The sequence below is a fragment of the Fortiea contorta PCC 7126 genome (assembly GCF_000332295.1).
Lineage (GTDB): Bacteria > Cyanobacteriota > Cyanobacteriia > Cyanobacteriales > Nostocaceae > Fortiea > Fortiea contorta.
Genome location: NZ_KB235930.1, coordinates 3,401,543 through 3,424,152 on the forward strand (window position 1 = coordinate 3,401,543; position 22,610 = coordinate 3,424,152).

General features: G+C 44.0%; 23 protein-coding genes and 2 tRNA genes. 9 read left to right on the top strand and 16 right to left on the bottom strand.

Features of this window, described 5'->3' with window-relative positions:
- Positions 1–28: 28 nt before the first annotated feature.
- On the top strand, positions 29–412 hold the full coding sequence (locus MIC7126_RS0115645; RefSeq protein WP_017654103.1) for a DUF433 domain-containing protein: 384 nt from the start codon (positions 29–31) through the stop codon (positions 410–412).
- Positions 405–761: a DUF5615 family PIN-like protein gene (locus tag MIC7126_RS0115650; protein WP_017654104.1), complete on the top strand. Its 357-nt coding sequence runs from the start codon at positions 405–407 to the stop codon at positions 759–761. The genes MIC7126_RS0115645 and MIC7126_RS0115650 overlap by 8 nt, the downstream gene beginning before the upstream one ends.
- Positions 762–911: 150 nt before the next feature.
- Here MIC7126_RS0115650 and MIC7126_RS0115655 read toward each other — a convergent pair whose 3' ends face one another.
- The 5 genes from MIC7126_RS0115655 to MIC7126_RS31305 form a co-directional block, all read right to left on the bottom strand.
- Entirely contained in the window at positions 912–2,060 is a 1,149-nt protein-coding gene (locus tag MIC7126_RS0115655; RefSeq protein ID WP_026100299.1) for a pyridoxal-phosphate-dependent aminotransferase family protein, read from the bottom strand.
- 329 nt (positions 2,061–2,389) lie between these two features.
- A complete protein-coding gene (ilvB, locus tag MIC7126_RS0115660) occupies positions 2,390–4,285 on the bottom strand; it encodes a biosynthetic-type acetolactate synthase large subunit (RefSeq protein WP_017654106.1) in 1,896 nt (631 codons plus the stop codon).
- A 220-nt stretch (positions 4,286–4,505) separates the two neighbouring features.
- Positions 4,506–5,771, bottom strand: a complete 1,266-nt coding sequence (locus tag MIC7126_RS0115670; RefSeq protein WP_017654108.1) for an MFS transporter — start codon at positions 5,769–5,771, stop codon at positions 4,506–4,508.
- Between the two features lie 161 nt (positions 5,772–5,932).
- Positions 5,933–6,493, bottom strand: coding sequence for a hypothetical protein (locus MIC7126_RS0115675; protein WP_017654109.1), 561 nt, complete (start codon positions 6,491–6,493; stop codon positions 5,933–5,935).
- A 243-nt stretch (positions 6,494–6,736) separates the two neighbouring features.
- Positions 6,737–6,895, bottom strand: coding sequence for a hypothetical protein (locus tag MIC7126_RS31305; protein ID WP_017654111.1), 159 nt, complete (start codon positions 6,893–6,895; stop codon positions 6,737–6,739).
- Between the two features lie 113 nt (positions 6,896–7,008).
- Between MIC7126_RS31305 and MIC7126_RS0115690 the strand changes: the two genes are divergently transcribed.
- Complete coding sequence (locus MIC7126_RS0115690) at positions 7,009–8,121, top strand: ferrochelatase (protein ID WP_026100301.1); 1,113 nt, start codon at positions 7,009–7,011, stop codon at positions 8,119–8,121.
- A gap of 130 nt (positions 8,122–8,251) precedes the next feature.
- On the opposite strand, the gene MIC7126_RS0115695 is transcribed toward MIC7126_RS0115690, so the two are convergent.
- Entirely contained in the window at positions 8,252–8,797 is a 546-nt protein-coding gene (locus MIC7126_RS0115695; protein ID WP_017654113.1) for an NADPH-dependent FMN reductase, read from the bottom strand.
- 337 nt (positions 8,798–9,134) lie between these two features.
- On the opposite strand from MIC7126_RS0115695, the gene ftsH reads away from it, so the two are divergent.
- Positions 9,135–11,024: an ATP-dependent zinc metalloprotease FtsH gene (ftsH, locus tag MIC7126_RS0115700; protein WP_017654114.1), complete on the top strand. Its 1,890-nt coding sequence runs from the start codon at positions 9,135–9,137 to the stop codon at positions 11,022–11,024.
- A gap of 316 nt (positions 11,025–11,340) precedes the next feature.
- On the opposite strand, the gene MIC7126_RS0115705 is transcribed toward ftsH, so the two are convergent.
- From MIC7126_RS0115705 to murA, 7 genes are all read right to left on the bottom strand, one after another.
- Positions 11,341–11,895 carry a M23 family metallopeptidase gene (locus MIC7126_RS0115705; RefSeq protein WP_069108575.1) on the bottom strand — a complete coding sequence of 185 codons (555 nt, stop codon included), beginning with the start codon at positions 11,893–11,895 and terminating at the stop codon, positions 11,341–11,343.
- Positions 11,896–11,926: 31 nt separating this feature from the next.
- The gene (xseB, locus tag MIC7126_RS0115710) at positions 11,927–12,151 is read right to left on the bottom strand and encodes an exodeoxyribonuclease VII small subunit (protein ID WP_017654116.1); all 225 of its coding nucleotides are present in this window, start codon (positions 12,149–12,151) and stop codon (positions 11,927–11,929) included.
- Positions 12,144–13,388: an exodeoxyribonuclease VII large subunit gene (gene xseA / locus MIC7126_RS0115715; protein ID WP_017654117.1), complete on the bottom strand. Its 1,245-nt coding sequence runs from the start codon at positions 13,386–13,388 to the stop codon at positions 12,144–12,146. The genes xseB and xseA overlap by 8 nt, the downstream gene beginning before the upstream one ends.
- Positions 13,389–13,445: 57 nt before the next feature.
- Entirely contained in the window at positions 13,446–13,646 is a 201-nt protein-coding gene (locus MIC7126_RS0115720) for a hypothetical protein (RefSeq protein WP_017654118.1), read from the bottom strand.
- Positions 13,647–13,728: 82 nt separating this feature from the next.
- Positions 13,729–13,812, bottom strand: a tRNA-Leu gene (locus tag MIC7126_RS0115725).
- Between the two features lie 107 nt (positions 13,813–13,919).
- Entirely contained in the window at positions 13,920–14,795 is an 876-nt protein-coding gene (locus MIC7126_RS0115730) for a M48 family metallopeptidase (RefSeq protein ID WP_017654119.1), read from the bottom strand.
- A 102-nt stretch (positions 14,796–14,897) separates the two neighbouring features.
- Entirely contained in the window at positions 14,898–16,274 is a 1,377-nt protein-coding gene (gene murA, locus MIC7126_RS0115735) for a UDP-N-acetylglucosamine 1-carboxyvinyltransferase (RefSeq protein ID WP_081603036.1), read from the bottom strand.
- Between the two features lie 321 nt (positions 16,275–16,595).
- Between murA and MIC7126_RS0115740 the strand changes: the two genes are divergently transcribed.
- A tRNA-Leu gene (locus MIC7126_RS0115740) sits at positions 16,596–16,677 on the top strand.
- 41 nt (positions 16,678–16,718) lie between these two features.
- Positions 16,719–17,501: a TrmH family RNA methyltransferase gene (locus MIC7126_RS0115745; RefSeq protein WP_017654121.1), complete on the top strand. Its 783-nt coding sequence runs from the start codon at positions 16,719–16,721 to the stop codon at positions 17,499–17,501.
- A gap of 10 nt (positions 17,502–17,511) precedes the next feature.
- Here MIC7126_RS0115745 and MIC7126_RS0115750 read toward each other — a convergent pair whose 3' ends face one another.
- From MIC7126_RS0115750 to gatA, 3 genes are all read right to left on the bottom strand, one after another.
- The gene (locus tag MIC7126_RS0115750) at positions 17,512–17,742 is read right to left on the bottom strand and encodes a hypothetical protein (protein ID WP_017654122.1); all 231 of its coding nucleotides are present in this window, start codon (positions 17,740–17,742) and stop codon (positions 17,512–17,514) included.
- Positions 17,743–17,864: 122 nt separating this feature from the next.
- Positions 17,865–18,440 (bottom strand): Uma2 family endonuclease, encoded by a 576-nt coding sequence (locus MIC7126_RS0115755; RefSeq protein WP_017654123.1) that lies wholly within the window; start codon positions 18,438–18,440, stop codon positions 17,865–17,867.
- A 198-nt stretch (positions 18,441–18,638) separates the two neighbouring features.
- On the bottom strand, positions 18,639–20,096 hold the full coding sequence (gatA, locus tag MIC7126_RS0115760) for an Asp-tRNA(Asn)/Glu-tRNA(Gln) amidotransferase subunit GatA (RefSeq protein ID WP_017654124.1): 1,458 nt from the start codon (positions 20,094–20,096) through the stop codon (positions 18,639–18,641).
- A gap of 65 nt (positions 20,097–20,161) precedes the next feature.
- Here gatA and MIC7126_RS30500 point away from each other — a divergent pair, with 65 nt between their 5' ends.
- From MIC7126_RS30500 to MIC7126_RS0115775, 3 genes are all read left to right on the top strand, one after another.
- Positions 20,162–20,305, top strand: a complete 144-nt coding sequence (locus MIC7126_RS30500) for a hypothetical protein (RefSeq protein ID WP_017654125.1) — start codon at positions 20,162–20,164, stop codon at positions 20,303–20,305.
- 32 nt (positions 20,306–20,337) lie between these two features.
- On the top strand, positions 20,338–21,687 hold the full coding sequence (locus tag MIC7126_RS0115770) for a trans-splicing intein-formed DNA polymerase III subunit alpha C-terminal partner DnaE-C (RefSeq protein ID WP_017654126.1): 1,350 nt from the start codon (positions 20,338–20,340) through the stop codon (positions 21,685–21,687).
- A 317-nt stretch (positions 21,688–22,004) separates the two neighbouring features.
- Entirely contained in the window at positions 22,005–22,544 is a 540-nt protein-coding gene (locus MIC7126_RS0115775; protein ID WP_026100302.1) for a hypothetical protein, read from the top strand.
- Positions 22,545–22,610 lie beyond the last annotated feature (66 nt).

The following is a 22,610-nucleotide window of genomic DNA, read 5'->3' on the forward strand; positions in this document are numbered from 1 at the left end:
TTCTAGAGCCAGCAACTAAAAACTGAAAATGACAGCATATGCCCTAAATTTACCTGACCAGTTGAAGCATGAAATTGAGCAATTAGCTCAGAGTCAGGGGATTTCGCTCGACCAATTTATTCTCTGGGCTGTAACAGAGAAAGTAAGTACCCTCAAAGGATCATTTCCACAAATTGCTTATCGTCAGGGAGCAAATGGACAACTTGTACCAGTCATTAAAGGAACGGGAATTCGAGTACAGACCGTGGCGATCGCTTCTCAAAAATGGGGTATGAGTGTAAGTCAGATTGCTGATGAGTATGAGCTGACTGAAGGACAGGTAAAAGAAGCTTTGAGTTTTTATGCAGTAAATCAGGAGCAGATTGACGCAGCAATCTCTTCAGAGCAATCCTTAGAAATTGCTAATGGTTAAACTCAAGCTTCATCTGGATGCAGATACCTCAAGTAAATCGCTGCATTCAGCATTGGTATCTAAAAATCATGATATCACTCGCACACCAAATGACTGGATGCCTTTAGATGCTAGTGATGAAACTCAATTATTACGCTCAACTGCTCAGGGCAGATGTATCTTTACTTTCAACGTGAGAGACTTTATTGTTCTAGCGCAACAATATCCTCAACATGGCGGTATTATCCTTGCTGCTCAAAACAGTTGGTCACTTTCAGATTTGATTGCGGCATTAGATAGCCTATTATCTGAGGCAGAAGCAGCAGATTGGGTTGGTCAGGTAGATTGGCTTAATCGGTGGCGAAAGTAGTTAACCTGAGTTCGGGTTAAGCGTATTAAGGTAAAAGCCAATCAAGTTAAAAACTAGATTTATTAGGTTGATGACAATCAGCGATTAATCTGCGTCCCGAACTCAGGTTGATTTATAAAGATGTGAAAATCAATTTAGCACCAATGAGTATTAGACAAACACTCTAGTTGCGGCTGCTACACCAGCGCCGGGAGTAAAGTTTTCATAGCCGAGTTCCGAGAGGACAACTTCTAAGGAGGCTATACAACTGAGAATATCGCGATCGCTGACAAAACCCAAGTGACCAATACGGAAAATTTTGTTTTTCAGATGGTCTTGACCGCCGGCTAAAGCAATATCAAAGCGCTTATTCATCAAAGACCGAATCTTATCTGATTCAATTTCTTGTGGTGCGACGGCGGTAATTGCGGGACTAGCACAATTATCTGCCGCAAATAAGGGTAAATTCAATCCTTTAATTGCCGCACGGGTAGCATTTTTGTGTCGTTCGTGACGACTAAATATAGATTCCAAACCTTCCTCTTTCATGATCCCTAAGGTGGTGTGCAGTGCCACAATTAAGTTCACAGGAGGAGTAAATGGTGTGGTGTTTTTGGCTGTTGATTTGCGATATTTGCCTAAATCTAAATAATATTTGGGTAATTTAGCGGTTTTGTAGGCTTCCCATGCTTTGGGACTGACGGCAACAAATCCCAATCCAGGAGGTATCATATAACCTTTTTGCGAGCCTGATGCGACTATATCCAAACCCCAAGCATCCACGGGGAGGTTGAATGCACCTAAACTGGTGACAGCATCAACAATAATTAAAGCTTCACCGTGTTCTTTGACATGGCGGTTGATGGTTTCTAGGTCGTTGAGTACACCTGTTGAGGTTTCGCTGTGGGTGACGATGACGGCTTTAATTTGCTTTTGGGTGTCTGCTGCGAGTTTTTCTGCAAACAGCGCTGGGTCTAGGGGTTTTCCCCATTCAGCGGTGATTGGTTCGACATTTAAACCGTAGGCTTGACCAACTTCTACCCAGCGTTCACCGAATTTACCATTAGAGCCGACCAAAATGCGATCGCCTGGAGATAGAAAATTAATAATTCCCGCTTCCACCGCACCAGTACCGCTGACGTTCAGCATCAGCACATCGCTTTGAGTTTGATGCAGCCATTTGAGGTTTTCTGTCACCTCTGCCAAAATGTTGCTAAATTCACTAGTCCGGTGTCCAATTGGGTGCTTGGCTAATGCGAGTAAGGCGGCTTCTGGTACCGGCGTCGGCCCAGGAATCATCAGCATCAGCTTATCTTTCATGTGTTTATCCTAAAATCCAATAAAAGTCAAAATTGTGGAGGGATGGTTAACTCTGGTGGCAAATTCTCAATATTCGCCTGTATATACAGTGGACATGTCCAGAAATCAATCATGGGTTGTCTGAAAATTGACTGAAGACGAAGCAAAAGCAACGTCTCTACTATTTTCAGATGCGTATATTTAAGTGTGTCATCAATCTTGTAATATTTTCAGCCATTTAGGTAAAAAGTATGTTCGGAGCTAAGTTTGTGAGCGCTCCGAGTCAATCAAAATCCTGGCGATGGTAAATCCAGATGGGATGGAGACGTGAGATTTCACGTCTCACTCAGCTAAAGTTTAGTCCCGCACTCAGAACAGAAGTTGTGGGTGGGCTGGTTTTTCGAGCCGCAATGGCTACAATAAACTGGCTCTGCAGAAGTTTTGGGCGGGTGTTTTGGCAAGCCGATCATTTGGGCGTTGCTCTTACCTGGAGCTATCATGGGGTAGCAGTTTTCGTCTCTGGTGACGCGGACATCCACAACCACTGGGCCGTTATGTGCTAGCATTTGGGCGATCGCATCTTTGAGTTCTTCTCGCTTGCTGATCACCATGCCTTTGATCCCGTAAGCTTTGCCCAACAACTCGATATCTGGCATCCCTACTTCCATATTTGAGCACGAGTAGCGCTCGCCGTAGAAGGCTTGCTGCCATTGGCGCACCATTCCTTGCCAGCCGTTGTTGATGATTACAGTCTTGACATTTATCCCATATTGTGCCAGCGTGCCTAATTCTTGTAAACACATTTGGAAACTGGCGTCACCACTGATGCAAATCACCTCTTCATCGGGAAAAGCTACCTTCGCACCCATAGCTGCGGGGACGCCAAAACCCATCGTGCCCAAGCCGGCGCTAGAAATCCAGCGTCGGGGCCCGTTCTTGAGGAATTGGGCTGCCCACATTTGATGCTGACCGACATCTGTGGTGTAAAAAGCGTGGGGCGCTTGATTGCTTATTTCCACAATCACTTCTTGTGGGGAGATGGTGTCGGGGTGGTGGGGTACGACTAGGGGATAGTCTTCCCGCCAGCGGTTAATTAAGTTCAGCCATTCTTGGTTCTGGTTGGGTGTGGCTTTGATTCCTGTTTGCTTACAGCGCCGTAACAGGTCAATTAACACCCTGCGGACATCGCCGACAATGGGCACTTCTGGGATACGGTTTTTGCCAACTTCGGCGGGGTCGATATCGATGTGAATGACTTTGGCTTTGGAGGCGAATTCATCTAATTTGCCTGTCACCCGGTCATCAAATCTCGCACCAACGCAAATTAATAAATCACAATCAGTGACAGCAAAGTTAGCGTAGGCGGTGCCATGCATTCCTAACATTCCCAAGGATAGGGGATGATGTTCGTCAAAAGCGCCAATGCCCATCAAAGTTGTCGTGACGGGGATATTAAATAATTCAGCGAGTTCTTTAACTTCCTCATGGGCAGCAGATGCGATCGCTCCCCCACCGACGTATAGTAATGGACGGCGACTATCACTAATTAACTGTAAAGCTGCATTAATTTGGCGAGGATTGCCCTTGAGAGTGGGACGATAGCCGGGGAGCTTCACCGTACCCGGTTCTACGGGTAGATAATCAAATTCTTCTAAAGCTACATCCTTGGGGACATCAATTAGCACTGGCCCTGGACGCCCGGTACTGGCGATGTGGAATGCTTCGGCGACAATCCGAGCCATATCTTGAGGGTCACGGACTACATAGGAGTGTTTGACAATGGGTAGGGTGATGCCGTAGATATCAGTTTCTTGAAACGCATCTGTACCAATAGCTGCCCGTGCTACTTGTCCTGTCACCACCACCATCGGGATCGAGTCCATATAAGCAGTGGCGATACCCGTTACCAAATTAGTCGCCCCTGGGCCAGAGGTGCCGAAACAGACTCCCACCTTACCTGTAGCCCTGGCGTAACCATCAGCTGCGTGGGATGCACCTTGTTCATGTCTGACCAAAATATGCTTAATACTGCCGGTTGCTTCTACCTTGTAGAGGTCATCATAAATCGGTAGAATTGCCCCACCTGGATAGCCAAAAATATATTTAACTCCGTGGCGTTGGAGACTATCAAGCAAAGCGAAACCACCAGATGCACGCTTGGGAGTCACCGCAGTAGAGATAGAAGTCAAAGACTGGGCGTGATTCTCGGTTTGGGGATTGGTTCGGGGAAGCGATCGCACTGTCAAACCTCAGAGAGTAGCTAAGTTAATGCTGAAATTCTGTAGTCAAGATTTCATTTTAATGGAAAAGCTCTATCAAATCTTGATATAAATTTCAATTTTGCATGACTTTAGGGGAATAGGCAATGGGGAGGTGGGGTGATGGGGAGGTGGGGAGATGGGGCGGTAGGGAGATGGGGAGGTGGGGAGATGGGGCGATGGGGAGAAATGAGTTATGTTGGATGTTTTAAATTACGTCTTGTAAAACTCTGCGAGTATTGCGCCAAGCCCAAACGCCTACAACTGCAACTACAATGCTCATGGTGACGAGGACAGAACGCAAACCTAAAGCGTCAGTCAGTGGCCCTGTAATGGCTAAAGGTATAGATAGGGCAATATTGACAGCATGATTTTGAAAACCGAAGACTTTACCGTGCATTGTGGGTGGTGTTTGCTGTTGAATTAAAGTTTGCATCGGTACGCCAATCAAAGCTGCACCCACACCTAATAATGCACAAAGTCCTAGAGCTATTGCTAGGTTGTGAATGAAAGTAAAGACTCCTAAAACTAGCGCCATCATCACAAATCCAATTAAAGGTAAGGGCTTGCGATGGCATTTTTCACCCCAATGACCCAGAAACCCTGCACCCAAAACCATACCCACCCCAGCTGCGGCGAGGAAAAAGCCAAATTGTTTTTCCTTTAAACCAAATTCTGCGGCTAGTCTGATTGCCAGAACGGTTAAAGCTGCAAATACGCAATACAATGTCACCAGTTGCAACATCGCATTGAGCACTAGACGGTTCTTGCGGAGATACTTGAGGCTTCCTGTGAATTCAGCCCAAGGATTCACTGCTGCTTGTGAGTCTTCATCTATGGCTTTGTGTTCTTTAAATTTAATCGGCTGCATAATAGCCGCTGACAGTAAATATAATGCACTAACAATAATTTCTTGCCCATAATCTTCTCCCAGCAAGCTTTTCGCCAAACTTAAAATTGGCTCGCCGATGGCAAAGCCAACTATTAAGGCTCCCATCATGGTGCTGCTAAACAAGGCATTGGCGGCTATTAAATTCTCGCGCTTTACCAACAAGGGAATAGCAGCTTGTTCAGCGGGGGCGAAAAACTGGGTGACAGTGGAAATACCAAAAGTGAGTATTAATAAAATTGCGAATTGACGTGGTAACAACGGAATTAACAACGTCATTAACCCCCGCAATACATCCGATCCCACCATAATCAGCTTTTTGGGTAGGCGGTCAACAAAGATACCACCTGCAGAACCGAAGAGAACTGCTGGTATGGTAAACGCCACCATCAATGCTGAGTACATTGAGTTTTCTGCTAATCCTGGAGGGGGCGGGTAATTTTCTAATAAAGCAATCATCAAAACGAAGAATACTTTATCTCCTAATTGGGAAACTAGTTGCCCAATCCATAGGAGCAAAAAACCACGGTTTTTTAGCAGTGCGCTAAACCCATTATTCACAGCAGCAGGTTCAGTTGGAAACATCGGATATTTGGGAGTGGTGACTAGGGTAGATGATGGGGTGGGGGTGGATGAGGATTTGGGGGTGCAAATAGTTATTATTCGCTTTCATGTTCCTCATGTCCGTATTCTCTGACATTAAACTGGCTATTCCTCACTCCCATTTACTAACTCTATTTTCCGGACTATTTTTCTTCATAGTGTTTTAATAACAGATGTAAAAATTCTGCTGCACTGAGGCAACTGGGAGCTTGGTTGCTTTTTAGCCGCCAGCCTTGTATGCTTTGAGGCGATCGCCACATAGATAAGTGATCCACCGCAGGTTCGGCATAAAAGTTATCTTGCCCACTACCCAGTAAAGATGAACTCCAGTGTGTGAAATAATTATGGCTCATTCGATGAATGGGAAAATCCCCGTATAGTGGCACTCCCCATCCGTCTATAGCTACAAATGCTTTGATATTACCTCCCAAGTGTTGCCACCAGGAGGCGGCTACTATGGCCCCGACTACTCCAGCGCTAAAGCTGATAAACATCACCGGGGACTTTTGCCGCTGTTTGAGGCGATCGCCCAAAAACTCTACAATGTTTACTGCGGATAAAGTTAAACAATCTCTGCCAGGATAAATAAATATATTCACTGGTGTTGATGCCATGAAAATCTCCAGGCGTCTATCTAACCATCCTGACACAAAGCTTTCGGTGAGTTCTGGCTCGTGAATTCCTGGGCAAATAATGATGTTCATTATGAGTTATTTGTCAAGAGTTAATCAATCAAAATCATCCAAAAAGGGAACAGGGAACAGGGAACAGGGAACAGGGAACACTTCGAGTGAGCTTCAGTGCATCGCAGGGAACAGGGAACAGAGAGTAAAAAGGGAACAGGGAACAGGGAACAGGGAACAGGGAACACTTCGAGTGAGCTTCAGTGCATCGCAGGGAACAGGGAACAGAGAGTAAAAAAGGTAATTTTGCAAGAGGTTTATTAGTTATTTCCCCACACCCCCCACACCTCCCACACCTCCCACACTCCCCATCCCCCCACCTCCCCACCTCCCCACCTCCCCAATACCTAGTTCTGAATTAAGTAAATTTTTTTTATCTCTGAGCCAGTCTGCGGCATATGCAACGTGAAGTCTAGTTATCATTAATGTGATTATCCTATCCCCCTGGAAGGGATAAGATTTGACTAGTTATGGAAGCAATCAAGCCAGTTGTTTTCTAGCTACTTTTCTATTCTGGTTACATTGAGGAATTTATTGTGGTTGCTACGCCGGAAAAACTACAACACACCCACGAACATCTATCAAATCACGACAGGGTAGCCGTTTTGCTGATGGGCTACGGCGAAGTCGAAAGCTATGAGGATTTCGCTAACTATAATGAACAAGCGCTAAATTTACTAACGGCAAAATTCGCACCAGTCCCCACTTGGATTTATCCCCCCTTAGCCAAGCTTTTAGCATTGTTTGACCGCCATGAGTGGGGACACACACACCATGATTTTATCTCCCCACACAACGCAATTTTTGAGAAGCAGCGGGCTGGTATTGAGAATAATTTACAGCAAAAGTGGGGCGATCGCATCCAAGTTTTTAAGGCTTTTAACTTCTGTGCTCCCTTTCTACCGCATCAAGTTTTAGCGGAAATTAAGCACCAAGGTTTTGAAAAAATCCTCATTTATCCGCTACTGGTTGTTGATTCTATTTTCACTAGTGGCATTGCTGTTGAGCAAGTAAACAATGCTTTGGCGCAAGTGGATGGAGGCGAGCAACATTGGGTGAAAGGACTGCGTTATATTCCTTCTTTCTACAACGAGCCAGATTACATCAAGTTGATGGCTCGTTTAGTGGAGGAGAAAATTACTGCTGATTTGGCTGCTACTTACCTCCCTTCCCAAATCGGTATTGTCTTGATGAACCACGGTTGTCCTCATAAAGCTAAGGGCTTTACTTCTGGAATTACCGAGAGTCAAGCACTATACGATTTAGTTCGAGAGCAGTTAATTCACAAGTATCCTTTAATTTCGGTGGGTTGGCTTAACCATGACACACCCTTAATTGAGTGGACGCTACCCAATGCAGAGCAAGCGGCTAATAACTTGATTCAATTGGGTGCGAAAGTGGTAATATTTATGCCGATTGGCTTTGCCACAGAAAACCATGAAACTTTATTAGATGTGCACCATATTATCCATGCTTTAGAGAAGAAGCATTCTGGTGTCAACTATGTACAAATGGCTTGTGTTAATGACCATCCAGAATTTCTAGCGATGGCGGCTGAATGGGCGAATCTTCAAATTGGCGAGTTGAGTAACCAAGAATCTGTGACAGTTAACCCGCATTTAGCTCTGGGTCATCACCACCACCATTAAACAAAAATAAAAAACTCGGCGCCACTTGCACAATGAATTTTTATAGATTGCAAGTGGCGCTATTAGTAACTCTTCCCAATTCCGATGCGACGGCCAAAATAACGCGTAGACTTTCTTGTCGTTATTCTCCCTAATTCACTCCCCGCAGTTTGCGAGTATTGTCCACCAAACTTTGAGCAAATTGATCAAACCTCTGGGAGAGTTTTTCATCTAACAATTTTCCTTCGGGACTAAAAGCGCTGTAGGCTTGTCCCACAGCGATTTGTTCGGGAATCACCCAACCGTGCACCCAACGAACAATTAGCCGCAAGTCATTAAGGGCGTTACTATTAGACTGACCCCCTAACACACTGATTAGTCCAGTGACTTTATCGGAGAGTTCTGTAAAAGTCATTAAATCTAATGCATTTTTCAGGACGCCGCTGACGCCACCGTGATACTCTGGTGTCGCTAAAATTAAGCCATCAGCGCGACTTACTGTGTCCCGCAATAGCTGTACGTCTGGATATTGTGAATAGTCTTTTCCACCGTCACAAAATGGTAGCTGCAACTGCCGCAAATCGAGAATTTCTACTTCTGCACCCAGTGCTCGCACTCTTTGGGCGGCTATTTGCAAAGCGATTTGAGTATAGGAGTTGGCTCTTAAACTACCACCAATACCAACAATTTTTACCATAATTCACCCACAAATTATCTAAATTGAAAAATTACTGTCATGGTAAGCATCCTAGCTTTTACATGCTTGTGAGTTACATGCCTTCAGGATGAATAGACAACGCTGTTGAGTTAGGAATAGGAAGTTGATGCAAATCAAAGTCATTACGACTATGTTTATTTTAACGAGTAACGGCGTACTATGTCAAAAAAGGTCAATAAGGGGGTAGTGGGAATGGTGGGGTGTGGAAGCTAGACTAGATAAGAAAACAGTAATTTCCAGTTATTGCAATCTTTGTAATGAAGAATAGGCATAAAGCCAGCTTTCAGCTGATGCCAGCAGACAGAAGGTAATTATTATGACAACTTTTGGGAACAAGGCATTGAAGAAACAGCCATTAGCAAAGCGTCTGGCTTTGACTGGTGCATTAGCAGCTAGTTTGATGATGGCACCGGGAGTTATCGGTGTTAGCCCGGTCTTAGCGCAGCAAAAAGCAGAACGGGAAACCCTAACTTATGGTGAGTTACTTAGGAAAATAGACAAAGGAGAAGTGACAAAACTTGAGCTGGACGAAGCTGAACAGATAGCTAAGGTGACTTTAACCGGACAGAAATCAGATTCGCCGATACAGGTGCGACTTTTGGAGCAAAACCCGGAGTTAATTAACAAACTCAAACAAAGAAATGTGGATTTTGCAGAAGTCTCTTCGGCTAATAGTCGAGCGGCGGTGGGGTTGTTGATTAATTTGATGTGGATTTTGCCGCTGGTGGCTTTGATGCTGTTGTTCCTGCGCCGTTCTACTAACGCTTCTAGCCAAGCGATGAATTTTGGCAAATCTCGCGCCCGCTTCCAAATGGAAGCAAAAACGGGTGTGAAGTTTGATGATGTGGCTGGGATAGAGGAAGCGAAAGAAGAACTACAAGAAGTGGTGACTTTCCTCAAGCAGCCAGAAAGATTTACGGCTGTGGGTGCAAGAATTCCCAAAGGTGTGCTGTTAATTGGCCCTCCTGGTACTGGTAAAACTTTACTAGCAAAAGCGATCGCAGGGGAAGCGGGTGTACCATTTTTCAGTATTTCCGGCTCAGAATTTGTGGAAATGTTTGTGGGTGTAGGTGCGTCTCGTGTGCGAGATTTGTTCAAGAAAGCTAAAGATAACGCCCCTTGTCTGATATTTATCGACGAAATCGACGCTGTGGGACGACAAAGAGGTGCGGGTATCGGTGGCGGTAACGATGAGAGAGAACAAACCCTCAACCAACTACTCACGGAGATGGATGGTTTTGAAGGTAACACGGGCATCATTATTATTGCGGCTACTAACCGCCCAGATGTGCTGGATGCAGCGTTACTTAGACCAGGACGCTTTGATAGACAGGTGATTGTTGATGCACCTGATTTGAAAGGTAGACTAGAGATTTTGAAAGTCCACGCCCGCAATAAGAAGATAGACTCTAGTGTATCTCTAGATGCGATCGCTCGTCGCACTCCTGGATTCACCGGCGCGGATTTAGCGAATTTACTCAACGAAGCGGCTATTCTCACCGCCAGAAGACGCAAAGAAGCGATTACCCTCTTAGAAATTGATGATGCTGTAGACCGGGTAGTCGCCGGGATGGAAGGTACAGCTTTGGTAGACAGCAAAAACAAACGCTTGATTGCTTATCACGAAGTCGGACACGCCTTAGTCGGGACTTTACTCAAAGACCACGACCCTGTACAAAAAGTCACACTTATTCCCCGTGGACAAGCGCTAGGATTAACTTGGTTTACACCCAATGAAGAACAAGGCTTAATTTCTCGTTCCCAACTCAAAGACAGAATCACAGCTACTTTAGGTGGGCGAGCTGCTGAGGAAATCGTTTTCGGGAAGCCAGAAGTAACTACTGGTGCGGGAAATGACCTGCAACAAGTAACCAGTATGGCACGGCAGATGGTGACACGATTCGGCATGTCTGAATTAGGGCCATTATCGCTAGAAAATCCTAGTGGAGAGGTATTTTTGGGGCGCGACTGGATGAGCAAATCAGAATATTCTGAAGAAATCGCTGGCAAAATTGATTCACAAGTCCGCGAAATTATTGGTCATTGCTACATCAAAGCCAAAGAACTATTGCAAGAAAACCGCATAGCATTGGAACGGTTAGTAGATTTGTTAGCAGACCAAGAGACAATTGATGGTGAATTATTCCGCAAAATTGTCGCGGAACACACTCAGGTAGTTGATGAGAAAGTAGCTGTATCTCATTAGAATTAAAAGGGAACAGGGAACGGGGAACGGGGAACAAGAATATGGGGTTTTAGATTTTTCTAAAACAGGGAACTAAGACTGTATCACCTGAACGTTTTTACTTAGTAAAAACATCCCTGTTAAAAGTTCCCTGCTTGGATAAATTACGCTGAATTTGAATTAGAAGCTGCAACCTTGTATTTTCATGTAGAGACGAAGCAAAAGCAACGTCTCTACAAAGCGCAAAATATCTGATATGGAAAATTATTTTTTACGTTTGAAGAGATGGGAATTATCAACTCAGAAAATTTCTATTCCCTAGCTCCTCACGCCTATTTTAATAACCAGAATCTCTAATAAATTTTGATTCTTGAATGATGACTTGTGATTGTTGAATGTTAGCGCCTGAACCACCTTTTCTAGCGATTTGTTGTTGAGAAAACATTTCCTTGAGCACCATTGCGGGGTCTACATAGTTGTTAGCGTATTTTAGTCCCCAGTGGAGATGGGGCCCGGTGGTGCGTCCAGTCATTCCTACTCTCCCAATTCTGGCACCGGTGGGGACTTGCTGACCTTCCCAGATTTGAATTCCGCCGGCGCGGTCGATGAAATAACGACGACCAGAGGCGATACCGACGCTACCTTCCATATGGCAATAAGTGTGCTCCCATTCTCCTGATTTAATCACTAAATGGGTGCCGCAGGCGTTGCGATCGCCAACTTTAATGACGGTACCTCCCCACCAACTACGAATATAACTACCTTGTGGAGCGGCGATGTCCAAACCTGCGTGAAATTCCCAACCATCACCCCCAGTCGCAGAACGACGATAGCCGAATGCAGATGTGTAAGCTTGAAAGTTTTCTACAGGATGACCAAAAATTTCACTCATGATGAGTGGGAATTTTTCGGTAAAAACATCGTTAGTTATCACTTAAAGTTTCAATCAATAAATCTACTTGCTGCTGTCGTTGTTGCAAAAAATTTTCACATTGACGCAAAGACTCGATAGCGGTAGCAAATTGCTCAAAAACATCTGCTAGTTCCAACTCTCCCGCTTCAATGCGAGTGATAATACCTTCAATTTCTGCCACTTTCGCTTCATAACTCCAACTTTCAGAATTAGAAGCACTATTACGTTTAGCCATCAACCTTAATTTCCCTAATTTCGACTTTAACTTCTCCCTGCCCCAACTGAATTAACAATTCGTCTCCTACAGCTAAGTCATCTGGAGAACGGGCTATCGCCCCATTTTTTCGCCGTACCAATGCGTACCCACGCTGTAAGACAGCTTGCGGATCGAGACTCGTTAACTTGTGCTGTAATAATTCTAAATGCTGCTTTGCTCGCTCTGATCGCCCCATCGTCACTTGCAACAATTGCTGACGTTTCCAAGTGATTCTATCTACTTCTTGCTCGACTTGTCTATCTAACCGCAAACGTCGCCAGCGGTTCTTTAATTGCTGGAGTCGATTTTGTGCAACTTTAAGAGTATTCACCGTCGCTACGTGTAAAGCACTCACACGCCGGCGGTGTTGGAGATATAAATCAGACAACGCAGGTATAACTATTTCTGCTGCTGCTGTTGGTGTATGCACGCACACGTCTGCAACTAAGTCTACCAAAGATTCATCTCGTTGATGACCAATACCAGTAATTACGGGGATGGAACAAATAGCTACCGCCCGCACTACCCGTTCATCATTAAAACACGCTAATTCTTCCACCGCACCACCACCCCGTGCTAAAATTAGTACCTGAGCGCGACCGTCTTGCTCTACTCTAGCGATCGCTCTAACTATCGATTCTGGTGCTTGTTCACCCTGGACGGTTGCCGGAGAGAACAAAACTCTTAACCCAGGATACCTTTGTTTCAGTGTTTTTTGGATATCGCCCCAAGCTGCGGCGGTGGGTGAGGTGACAACAGCGATAGTTTGGGGATGGGTGGGAAGCCCTCGCTTTCTCGCAGGATTAAACAAGCCCTCAGCCAGCAAGCGATTACGTAATTGTTGATAGCGCAACGCCTGTAACCCCGCACCAGCCGGCAAACTCTGCCACACCGTCAACTGGTATTCTCCCCGCTGTGGATACAAGCGGATACTACCCAAAATAATTAATTGTTCACCAGGAACTGGTATCTGTGCGAGTTTAGCCAATTGACTATTCCACGCCACACACTTAATTCCCGCTGTCCCGTCAGGGTCTTGGAGTGTAAAAAACAACCCACTACGATGATGATTAGCACTAGAAACCTCTCCAGTTACCCAAACTTGTCGCAGTTGCTGGTCTTGTTCTAACAGCAAGCGGATATAATCAGTCAACCCCGCTACAGATAAGTAAGCTGGTGCAATTAAAGGTAATTCGTGTAGGTTGTCATTTGTCATTAACGTTAAATTTTGAATATATATATGAAGTAACAGTTAATAATTTTTCTTAATAAACTAAGCCACAAAAATTAGGGGGAAGATGAAAATCTCTTCCCCCTGACGATTATTTTTGTTGTTTTCTGATTTGTTAGCTTCTTTGAGCTTTTGTCGGAGCATTTGTCTTTGCTTTTTGAGTTGTCGCTTTCTGGCTGAACCGCCTTTACCTTTGTCGTTCCTGCCTTCTCGGCGGGGTGACTCCCATCTTTTGAGTCGCATACTTTCAACCTTTTGTGGATAAAGTAATTTAGTTGTGACTACAAGTGTAATACAAAAAGTGGATACTTGTCAATACATACAGTGGGCAGGAGGAGAATCGAACTCCTATGACCGCAAGGCCGCCACATTTTGAGTGTGGTGCGTCTACCAGTTCCGCCACCCGCCCTTGGGTGCAACTTTACTATTATACCCCATTAAATAGTTTTGTGACTAAGTTAAATCCTAAATTTGGGAATTTATTCTCATGGCGCTTGAGCATTGACCAAAATTCACTTACCAATTGCGCCAGCCGCCTTGGGGTAAGGCTTGTTCAGTGCTTTTGTGTGTGGGGGATTGCAAGAGCAGTTGATATTCTTGGCTGCTGGCCCAGCGGTCAATTTCTCTAGCTCGCAATACGGGGACTGGGTGGGTTAATTGGGCTGTACGAGCGGCTTTGACCATTTCGCCTAATTCAGTCTTGCTGATGTCATCATAGGCGCGGGCTTGGGCAACAAAGGCGTCAAGATTCAGTTGTGGTGCTAGTTTGGGAGAGCCGCCTGCAAGTTTCATTAAAACTGACATAACAACTTTGGGGTTTTGGGTGGCTAGCAAAGCGGCGCGATCGCAGGTAAACTCAGCACAGCGCACCCATTCTAAAAGTTGTGCTTGGATAGCTTGAGCCACGAACGCCCCCACATTCGGTAAAGCAGCGGCGGCGAGGATCAGGACATTGACAGGAGTTAAGTAGACGCTGTGGTCACATTTGAGATGACCTAACTCATGAGCAATGACAGCTTGAATTTCTTCTGGTGTCAGGATATCAATTAAAGAGGTATGAACAACAATAAACGGCTGCTTACCGCGCATAGCAAAGGTGTAAGCATTGGGAGCCGGATGTTGCCGGACGTATAATTGAGGCGGCTCGATATCTAAAGTTGTGCAAGCTGCCAACAACAAATTGTGTAGTTCAGGCAGTTGATTTTTACCTACCAGCACGCTAGCAGCAATATTTTCTACATAAAAAACCTGTTCTGCCACTGGCCCTAACCAATTTCGCACCACCATATCTAAACCGGGTATTTGCTGGAGAGCTTTTGTGGCTTCTAAGTCTAGGGGATGACGAAACGAGTCAGCTTTTAAACCAAGGAGTGGGGTTTTGAGGAAAGACATGATGGAGCAAGCTAGGAAACAACTCAACTGAGGAATGCAGATAAACAGACTCCCACAGATAGTATAACGATTTAAGTAGGGTGGGCGATGCCCACCTAGCTACTAAGTCGTTACTGATGTTGAGGGATGAATGGAGTTGGTAACTTGTGCATCTGCCGAAACTCCGCCGAGGCGAGAGATTCTGGCGCCCAATTGTTGTAACTTCAGATCAAGGCGATCGTAACCGCGATCAAGATGATTTAGTCCCTGAATGGTAGTTTGTCCTTCGGCTGCTAGCCCAGCGATGACTAAAGCCGCCGACGCTCGTAAGTCTGTGCCTAAAACCGGTGCACCCGATAACATCGGTACACCACGGACAAAGGCAGTGTTTCCTTTGACACGAATATCCGCCCCCAAACGATTTAATTCAGAGGCGTGACGTAAGCGATTTTCAAACACAGACTCGTTAATCAAACTATCTCCTTCTGCCAAGGTCAACAAAGCCATAAACGGTGCTTGCATATCCGTGGGAAATCCTGGATGGGGCAAGGTTTCAATATCTGTGGCTCTAAGGGTGGCAGATTTGCGGACACGTAAGCAGTCTGGCCCTTCCTCAATAATTGGGACACCGATATCTCGCAGTTTGGCAATCACGGGGATTAAATGGTCTGGGCACACTGGGGATAGGGTAAGTTCTGAGCGGGTAATGGCTCCTGCTACCAAAAATGTACCTGTTTCAATGCGATCAGGAATGATACTGTATTCGACTGAATGTAATTTAGGAACACCAACAACTGTAATTGTACTAGTACCTGCACCCTGAATCTTTGCACCCATCGCATTGCAGAAATTCGCCAAGTCAACTACTTCTGGTTCCCTAGCAGCGTTTTCGATCATGGTTTCGCCATCGGCTAAGGTAGCCGCCATCATCAACGTTTCCGTTGCACCCACACTAGGGGTATCTAGGTAGATTTTGGCTCCTTTTAATCGGTTACTGCTTCCGGGAACATAGGCGTTACAAATGCCGTGTTCAATTTGCACTTCGGCTCCCATTGCTTGCAGTCCCCGGACGTGCAAATCAACTGGTCTAGCCCCGATGGCACAACCCCCCGGTAATGGCATCTGTGCGACTCCTAGCCGCGCCAAAATTGCGCCAATAGCGAAAAAGCTCGCCCGCAGTTGCGTCACTAGTTCATAGGGAGCTTTAGATGTGGTAATTTCACTGGCATTAATGTCTAAAATGTCGCTTTGTCGTGTGAGACGCACACCCAAAGCTAATAACACCTGAGCCATGCGCTCTACATCCGCGAGTAAGGGAACGTTCCGGATGCGACAGTCTCCAGAACATAACAAGGCTCCAGCCATAATCACCAGTGCTGAATTTTTAGCCCCGCTAATATTGACATGCCCTTGCAAAGGATGCCCACCCCAGATTTGCAAGACTGAGGAGTCTGCCTCTGGTGAAGTTTTTGCATCTGGTAAGCTGCTAGAAGGATTAATAAGCCTACCTCCAAGATAAATCTGTAAATTTAAAGGTTTGAAGTTGGTTTTGATTCTACAGTAAAGAGTCGATTGATAGATATTTTCCAGGTCAATTTACTAGCAAAAAACTATTTTTTTGTGTAACAACTGACGACTGTAAACTAGCGTGGATAAGCTTTATGGCAATCTGAAAATTGAGAAGCGAATGGATATCCAACTTTACCCCAGTGGTAAGATTTTTCTACTCTGAAGGCAGAGTGTGTGGGTGAGGTTGGGAAGTATTTGACAAATCTGGAGAAACCAGCAATAATTAGAATCTGTGTATAATAAAGATTGCCAGCGGAACTGGCGGAATTGGCAGACGCGCTAGATTCAGGTTCTAGTGCCGCAAGGCTTCCGGGTTCAAGTCCCGGGTTCCGCACTAAAATCATCAAGGATGAAATCTGAGACTTCACCCTGTTTATGTTGACTAGTTTACAAAACCCTTTAGTAAAGCAAATTCGTAAGCTGCATTCTACCAAGGAGCGGCAGAAGCAGGAAATGTTTTTATTGGAAGGGACGCATTTGTTAGAAGAAGCTTGTGCGGTGAACCATCCATTAACAGCGTTGTGCTGCACCCCGCAATGGCAAGCAGCGCATCCCTTATTATGGCAAGAAGCTAGTAGCCGCAGCGATCGCACAGAAATCGTCAGCCCAGAAATTTTAGCAGCGATCGCGACTACAATACAACCAGACGGGGTAGTGGCAACACTAAAGCGGGACTATATACAAACGCCAGTACCTACAGCAGGTTTAGTCCTAGCCTTAGAAACTGTCCAAGACCCTGGTAATTTGGGGACAATCATTCGCAGCGCAGCGGCGGCTGGGGCAACTGGTTTATGGGTGAGTGGAGATAGTGTAGATTTAGATAATCCTAAAGTCCTGCGTGCATCTGCTGGGCAGTGGTTTCGTTTAGCAATGGCGGTGAGTACAGATTTAAAAGCTACAGTCCAACAAAGTCAGCAACAGGGAATGCAGGTAATCGCTACTTTGCCCAGCGCCACCTTAACTTATTGGCAAGTGGACTGGCGAAAACCTAGTTTAATTTTATTAGGAAATGAGGGTGCTGGTTTATCACCTGCTTTAGCGGCAATGGCAGACACACAAGTGCAAATTCCCCTGAGTCCGGGGGTAGAGTCATTGAATGTGGCGATCGCTGCATCTTTGATGTTATACGAAGCCAGAAGACAAATGACTTATCAGTAAAGATTGTTAATTATGTTTTTGTCCTATCTGCTAAATACTGCTCAATGTCCGCAACCGCAGATTCAAAATCTGCTAAATCAGTAGGAATCAAATCTTCATCTAGCTCGGCTTCATTGGTATCTAATTCCTGTACGGCTTCCTTCTGGGCAGGCTCTTGGTGTAAGATATTCTGCAATTGATGCAATGATTCTTGAAACTCTTGAGCAGCGGCGTGACGCTGTTGAGGCTGATTTTGCTCCATAATTTTGACCTAACAATCTCGATGGTAGTAACTGCAGCTTGATGTTTTGCACATTTAATATCATAGTCTGCACATATCAAAATTTGGGCAGATAGCAAAGGCTTGTTTGAGGAAATGAAATTTTAGGGATTTAACCCAGCCCGTTGAAAGATTGCGTGAGGGGTAATTTCCAATTTTGGTAGTAAATCATCAGTAATTGGTTGATGCAATCGATAGGTAATTGGCAAAGAAGATGGCGCAAATACAGTTACAGTTCTAGCTTTCGTATCAACTACCCAAACACGAGAAACACCAGCGTTGAGATAATCAGTAGCTTTTTCGGCAATTTCACCAAAAGTTTGACCAGGTGAGATAATTTCAATTACTAATTCCGGTGCAACAGGACAAGCTTCATCTAATAGCCAATCAGCAGAAAGACGATGATATGAAACATAAGTTAAATCTGGTACAGGTATCCAATCTTGTTGATTTCGTGTGAGTTTGATTGCCCATTCAATCACAACCCGACCTTGTGTTTGTGCCCATGCAGACAATAGTATAAATAAAGCGCCAGTAGTTGAGCCATGAAAAAATTTTGGTGACATTTCATCATTTTTATATTTGGGTACAGCTTCACCGTTGACAAACTCGTATGTAATATCACCTTCAGGAAGTGCGAGAAATTCTTCTAGGGTAAGTTCGGTTTTGAGCTGAGTCATGGTTATTTTGCAGGTTGAGTGATGACTTTATACGGCATAAAATTTTATATCTGTACATCAAAATTTATTAGCGCCGCATATTTTTGATGATTAATTAACTCTTTAATTACTCGCTGTAAGAGACGTTGCTATACAACGTCTCTGCCTTAATTTTCAGATATGTTTATTTTACTCAAACTGGTGTAGAGAAGTAGAATTTTACAGTTGTGGTTGATGTTGATGCCAAGTAGTTGATTGCTCATAAGCATAAGCTACTTGAAATAGTTGGTCTTCTCGCAGCACTTGGCTAATTAGCTGTAAACCAATGGGTAGCCCTTTGTCATCAAAACCACAGGGTAAGCTCAAACCAGGTAAACCAGCGAGATTGGCGGGAATTGTCATCAAATCCAGCAAATACATACTTAACGGGTCAGTATTCTTTGCTCCCACGGGGAAAGCTGTTGACGGTACAGTCGGACAAACTAACACATCAACTAAATCAAAAGCTTTTTCAAAGTCTTGTTTAATTAAAGTGCGGACTTTTTGGGCTTTGAGATAATAGGCGTCATAATAGCCAGCTGACAAAGCATAGGTACCAATCATTATCCGGCGCTTGACCTCTGCACCAAAACCTTCAGAGCGGGTGCGAGTGTACATTGATAACAGATTGTCTGCATCCGCAGCACGCATACCGTATTTCACACCATCGTATCGAGCGAGGTTGGCTGAAGCTTCCGATGGTGCGATGATGTAATAGCTGGGTACGCCGTAACGGAAATTGGGACAGGAAATGATGTGAATTTCCGCTCCTAAACTCTGTAGTTGGTCGATGGCTTTAGTCACCGCTTGTTCTACAGCTGTGTCTAAACCTTCGCCAAAGGTTTCTTTAATGATGCCAATTCTCAACTTTCTTCTAGCTTTGAGGTCTGGTTTTAAACTAGCAGCGTAGTTGGGGATTTCTACTTTCAAGCTGGTTGAGTCTTGAGGGTCATAACCTGCGATCGCACTTAACAAAATTGCTGTATCTTCTACAGAGCGTCCAAAGGGGCCGATTTGATCTAAGGAGGAAGCAAAAGCTACCAACCCATAACGAGAAACCAAACCGTAAGTCGGCTTCATTCCCACTACACCACAAAAAGATGCTGGTTGGCGAATCGAACCACCAGTATCAGAACCAAGAGAAACTACACATTCTTGGGCTGCTACTGCTGCTGCTGAACCGCCAGAAGAACCGCCCGGAACCGTTGATAAATCCCATGGGTTATTTGTAATTTGGTAAGCAGAGTTTTCCGTGGAACCACCCATCGCAAACTCATCTAAGTTAGTTTTACCGACAATTACTGCTTCCGCATCCAGCAGTTTTTGCGTTACTGTCGATTCGTAGGGCGGTACAAAATTTTCTAAAATCCGGGAGGCGCAAGTTGTGGGTATCCCCTTCGTGCAAATATTGTCCTTAATTCCAATGGGAATCCCCGCTAACAGCCCTATTTCTTCTCCTGCCGCGATTTTAGCATCCACAGCCTGCGCCTGTGCTAACGCCCGTTGTGCCGTCACATGTAAAAAACTATGCAATTTCGGCTCTAGGGCTTGAATGCGGTCTAAAGCTTCTTGGGTAATTTCAACGGCAGAACGTTCTTTTTTAATTAGCTGTTCATGCAGTTCGCGGATGGATGCCATGATTACTCTCTTTATGACTCAAGTGATTCTAGTACATATTCAAGGGTACTGGGGAGTGTGGGGTGATGGGGTGGTGGGGTGATGGGGTGGTGGGGAGAAAAAGAATTTATGCTTATGCTTTTGATCTTCCCCCTTTTCCTACACCTCCCACACCTCCCACACCTCCCACACCTCCCACCCTTTCCCCTATTCCCCATGCCCTAGATTAATTTTATAATTGACAATCTGGGAGGTAAAAAAAATGGTAAAAATTATTACGCGCAAGTACATAGGCAAAGAAAATGTTTATGACATTGGGGTTGAGCAGGATCATAATTTTGCGATTAAAAATGGTTTGATAGCTGCTAATTGTTTTAATAAGTCTCATTCAACTGCTTATGGGTATGTGACTTATCAAACTGCATATTTAAAAGCTAATTATCCCTTAGAATATATGGCGGCGCTGTTGACCGCTAACAGTGGCGACACAGAGAAAGTGCAGAGATACATTAACAACTGCACAAATATGGGAATTCAAATAGATTCACCGGATATTAACCGCTCTGGGCTGGATTTTACACCAGTGGCAGGTAAAATTTTATTTGGATTTTCTGCGGTTCGGAATGTGGGACAAAATGCGATCGCTTGTATTTTAGAAGCGAGAGTGGAGGGTGGGGTATTTAAATCATTGGGTGATTTTTGCGATCGCGTTGATTTACGTGCTGTTAACCGTCGGACTTTGGAGTCGCTAATTTCTTGCGGAGCTTTCGATAAAATTGAATCTAATCGTCAGCAATTAATGCAAGATTTACCATTAGTATATGATTGGGCACAGTCTCGCGCCAAAGATAGAGCTAGCGGTCAAGGTAGTATTTTTGATTTATTGGGTGGTGGATTTTCTACGCCTAGCAAAACTACCAGCAATGCTTTTGAAACTGCGCCCAAAGCTCCACCTATTTCTGATTTTCCCCCACAAGAAAAGTTGCGATTGGAAAAGGAACTTTTAGGGTTTTATGTGTCAGACCACCCGCTAAAATCTTTAAGACAAATTGCCTCCTTACTGACTCCTATTAATCTTTCACAGCTTGGCGAACAACGAGAAGATACTAAGCTTTGTGCAGTTGTCATGCTCAATAATGTGAAAAAAGTAGTTACTAAAAAAGGTGACTCAATGGCAATTTTGCAAATAGAAGACCTGACAACACAATTAGAAGCTGTAGTCTTTCCTAAAAATTATGAACGAATTAGTTCACTACTAAAAGTTGACGCCAGATTGATTATTTGGGGAAAAGTAGACCGACGAGATGATAAAAATCAATTTATTGTGGAAGAAGCAGAGCCGGTAGAAACAATTCAGATAGTAATGGTGGAACTCAACCCCCAACAAGTAGCTAATATTGATGAATTGCATCGCCTGAAAACAATTTTACAAGAACAATCAGGAGATAAAGAAAAAGCAAAAATGCCAGTAGTTGGAATTGTACAGACTGATAATTCTCGTAAACTTGTACGCTTGGGTTGGCAATTTTGCGTACAAGATTCTAGAATTACTGTCCAAGCTTTGCAAAACGCTAGATTTATTGCTTATTTAAAACCATTGACTAGTAGTTGAAGTTAGAAAATTCCAAGTTGATTCATAATTACGAAAACCAATGTAGAGATGTTAGGTTTGCTTCGTCTCTACAAGTATTTCGGTTAACTTATGATTGATTTCTGGATAGTTCATTAGTTTGGAAATTTTGAGTAAAGACACGATAATATGTGCCTTTACTTACATATTTTTAGCTGCGTCATCAGTATAAAAGCTGAGGTGGCTGGGGCTTGAATCGTTTTTTTAGTCACTTATGCGGTTGATTATCTTTCCGAGTAAGTGGTATCTTTTGATGCCAAGGCATTTAAGCGATAGCCTAGGGAAGGAGTCAGCACTTGATCATCGCCAATGAGCTAAATAAATTTGTTTCCTATTGTAAAATTATTCAACCCCAATCACGGGAAGATATTAAAAAATTTTTTGAGGGAGTAATTTTATTTCCTTATGATAAAGAACTGCTATTACAAGCTTATTTATTCCTCAATCTCAAAATTTTATTTCCTTGGTGTACTGAATTATTATTGTTTGAAAAGTCGCCAATTGCAGACTATACAGATTTAGGAAAATGTGATTTTGTTTATCTCACTACTCAAGGTAATCTTTTTATTATCGAAACTAAATTTATTGATACAGCAGCTACAGGAGCCACGGAAAGAAAACGCAGAAACAAACACAGAAATAAAGTTTTTGACCAAGTTATGACTTTAAAGAGCCGATTTAGTGAATATTGGAATATTGATAAAGAACAGTTAGAGTGTGGAGTTTTCACTACTGACCCAGAAGTTGATTGGCGAGGAAATGGTGTGAATGTAATTACTAAATCAATATCGATAGAGCATTTAGAAGCATGGCGTCGGGGATATAAAAAAGATAATTGATACCAATTTAAAATTCCAGATGAATAAATCCAGACATAATATGGTTTGAATATTAAATTTTATTTA

What these genes read in the sequence shown, in the direction of transcription:
- MIC7126_RS0115645 (WP_017654103.1), top strand. Translation starts at nt 29, where the DNA reads ATGACAGCATATGCCCTAAATTTACCTGACCAGTTGAAGCATGAAATT.
- MIC7126_RS0115650 (WP_017654104.1), top strand. Translation starts at nt 405, where the DNA reads ATGGTTAAACTCAAGCTTCATCTGGATGCAGATACCTCAAGTAAATCG.
- MIC7126_RS0115655 (WP_026100299.1), bottom strand. Translation starts at nt 2,060, where the DNA reads ATGAAAGATAAGCTGATGCTGATGATTCCTGGGCCGACGCCGGTACCA.
- MIC7126_RS0115670 (WP_017654108.1), bottom strand. Translation starts at nt 5,771, where the DNA reads ATGTTTCCAACTGAACCTGCTGCTGTGAATAATGGGTTTAGCGCACTG.
- MIC7126_RS0115675 (WP_017654109.1), bottom strand. Translation starts at nt 6,493, where the DNA reads ATGAACATCATTATTTGCCCAGGAATTCACGAGCCAGAACTCACCGAA.
- MIC7126_RS31305 (WP_017654111.1), bottom strand. Translation starts at nt 6,895, where the DNA reads ATGATAACTAGACTTCACGTTGCATATGCCGCAGACTGGCTCAGAGAT.
- MIC7126_RS0115695 (WP_017654113.1), bottom strand. Translation starts at nt 8,797, where the DNA reads ATGGTAAAAATTGTTGGTATTGGTGGTAGTTTAAGAGCCAACTCCTAT.
- ftsH (WP_017654114.1), top strand. Translation starts at nt 9,135, where the DNA reads ATGACAACTTTTGGGAACAAGGCATTGAAGAAACAGCCATTAGCAAAG.
- MIC7126_RS0115705 (WP_069108575.1), bottom strand. Translation starts at nt 11,895, where the DNA reads ATGAGTGAAATTTTTGGTCATCCTGTAGAAAACTTTCAAGCTTACACA.
- xseB (WP_017654116.1), bottom strand. Translation starts at nt 12,151, where the DNA reads ATGGCTAAACGTAATAGTGCTTCTAATTCTGAAAGTTGGAGTTATGAA.
- xseA (WP_017654117.1), bottom strand. Translation starts at nt 13,388, where the DNA reads ATGACAAATGACAACCTACACGAATTACCTTTAATTGCACCAGCTTAC.
- MIC7126_RS0115720 (WP_017654118.1), bottom strand. Translation starts at nt 13,646, where the DNA reads ATGCGACTCAAAAGATGGGAGTCACCCCGCCGAGAAGGCAGGAACGAC.
- MIC7126_RS0115730 (WP_017654119.1), bottom strand. Translation starts at nt 14,795, where the DNA reads ATGTCTTTCCTCAAAACCCCACTCCTTGGTTTAAAAGCTGACTCGTTT.
- MIC7126_RS0115745 (WP_017654121.1), top strand. Translation starts at nt 16,719, where the DNA reads ATGTTGACTAGTTTACAAAACCCTTTAGTAAAGCAAATTCGTAAGCTG.
- MIC7126_RS0115750 (WP_017654122.1), bottom strand. Translation starts at nt 17,742, where the DNA reads ATGGAGCAAAATCAGCCTCAACAGCGTCACGCCGCTGCTCAAGAGTTT.
- MIC7126_RS0115755 (WP_017654123.1), bottom strand. Translation starts at nt 18,440, where the DNA reads ATGACTCAGCTCAAAACCGAACTTACCCTAGAAGAATTTCTCGCACTT.
- gatA (WP_017654124.1), bottom strand. Translation starts at nt 20,096, where the DNA reads ATGGCATCCATCCGCGAACTGCATGAACAGCTAATTAAAAAAGAACGT.
- MIC7126_RS30500 (WP_017654125.1), top strand. Translation starts at nt 20,162, where the DNA reads ATGGGGTGGTGGGGTGATGGGGTGGTGGGGAGAAAAAGAATTTATGCT.
- MIC7126_RS0115770 (WP_017654126.1), top strand. Translation starts at nt 20,338, where the DNA reads ATGGTAAAAATTATTACGCGCAAGTACATAGGCAAAGAAAATGTTTAT.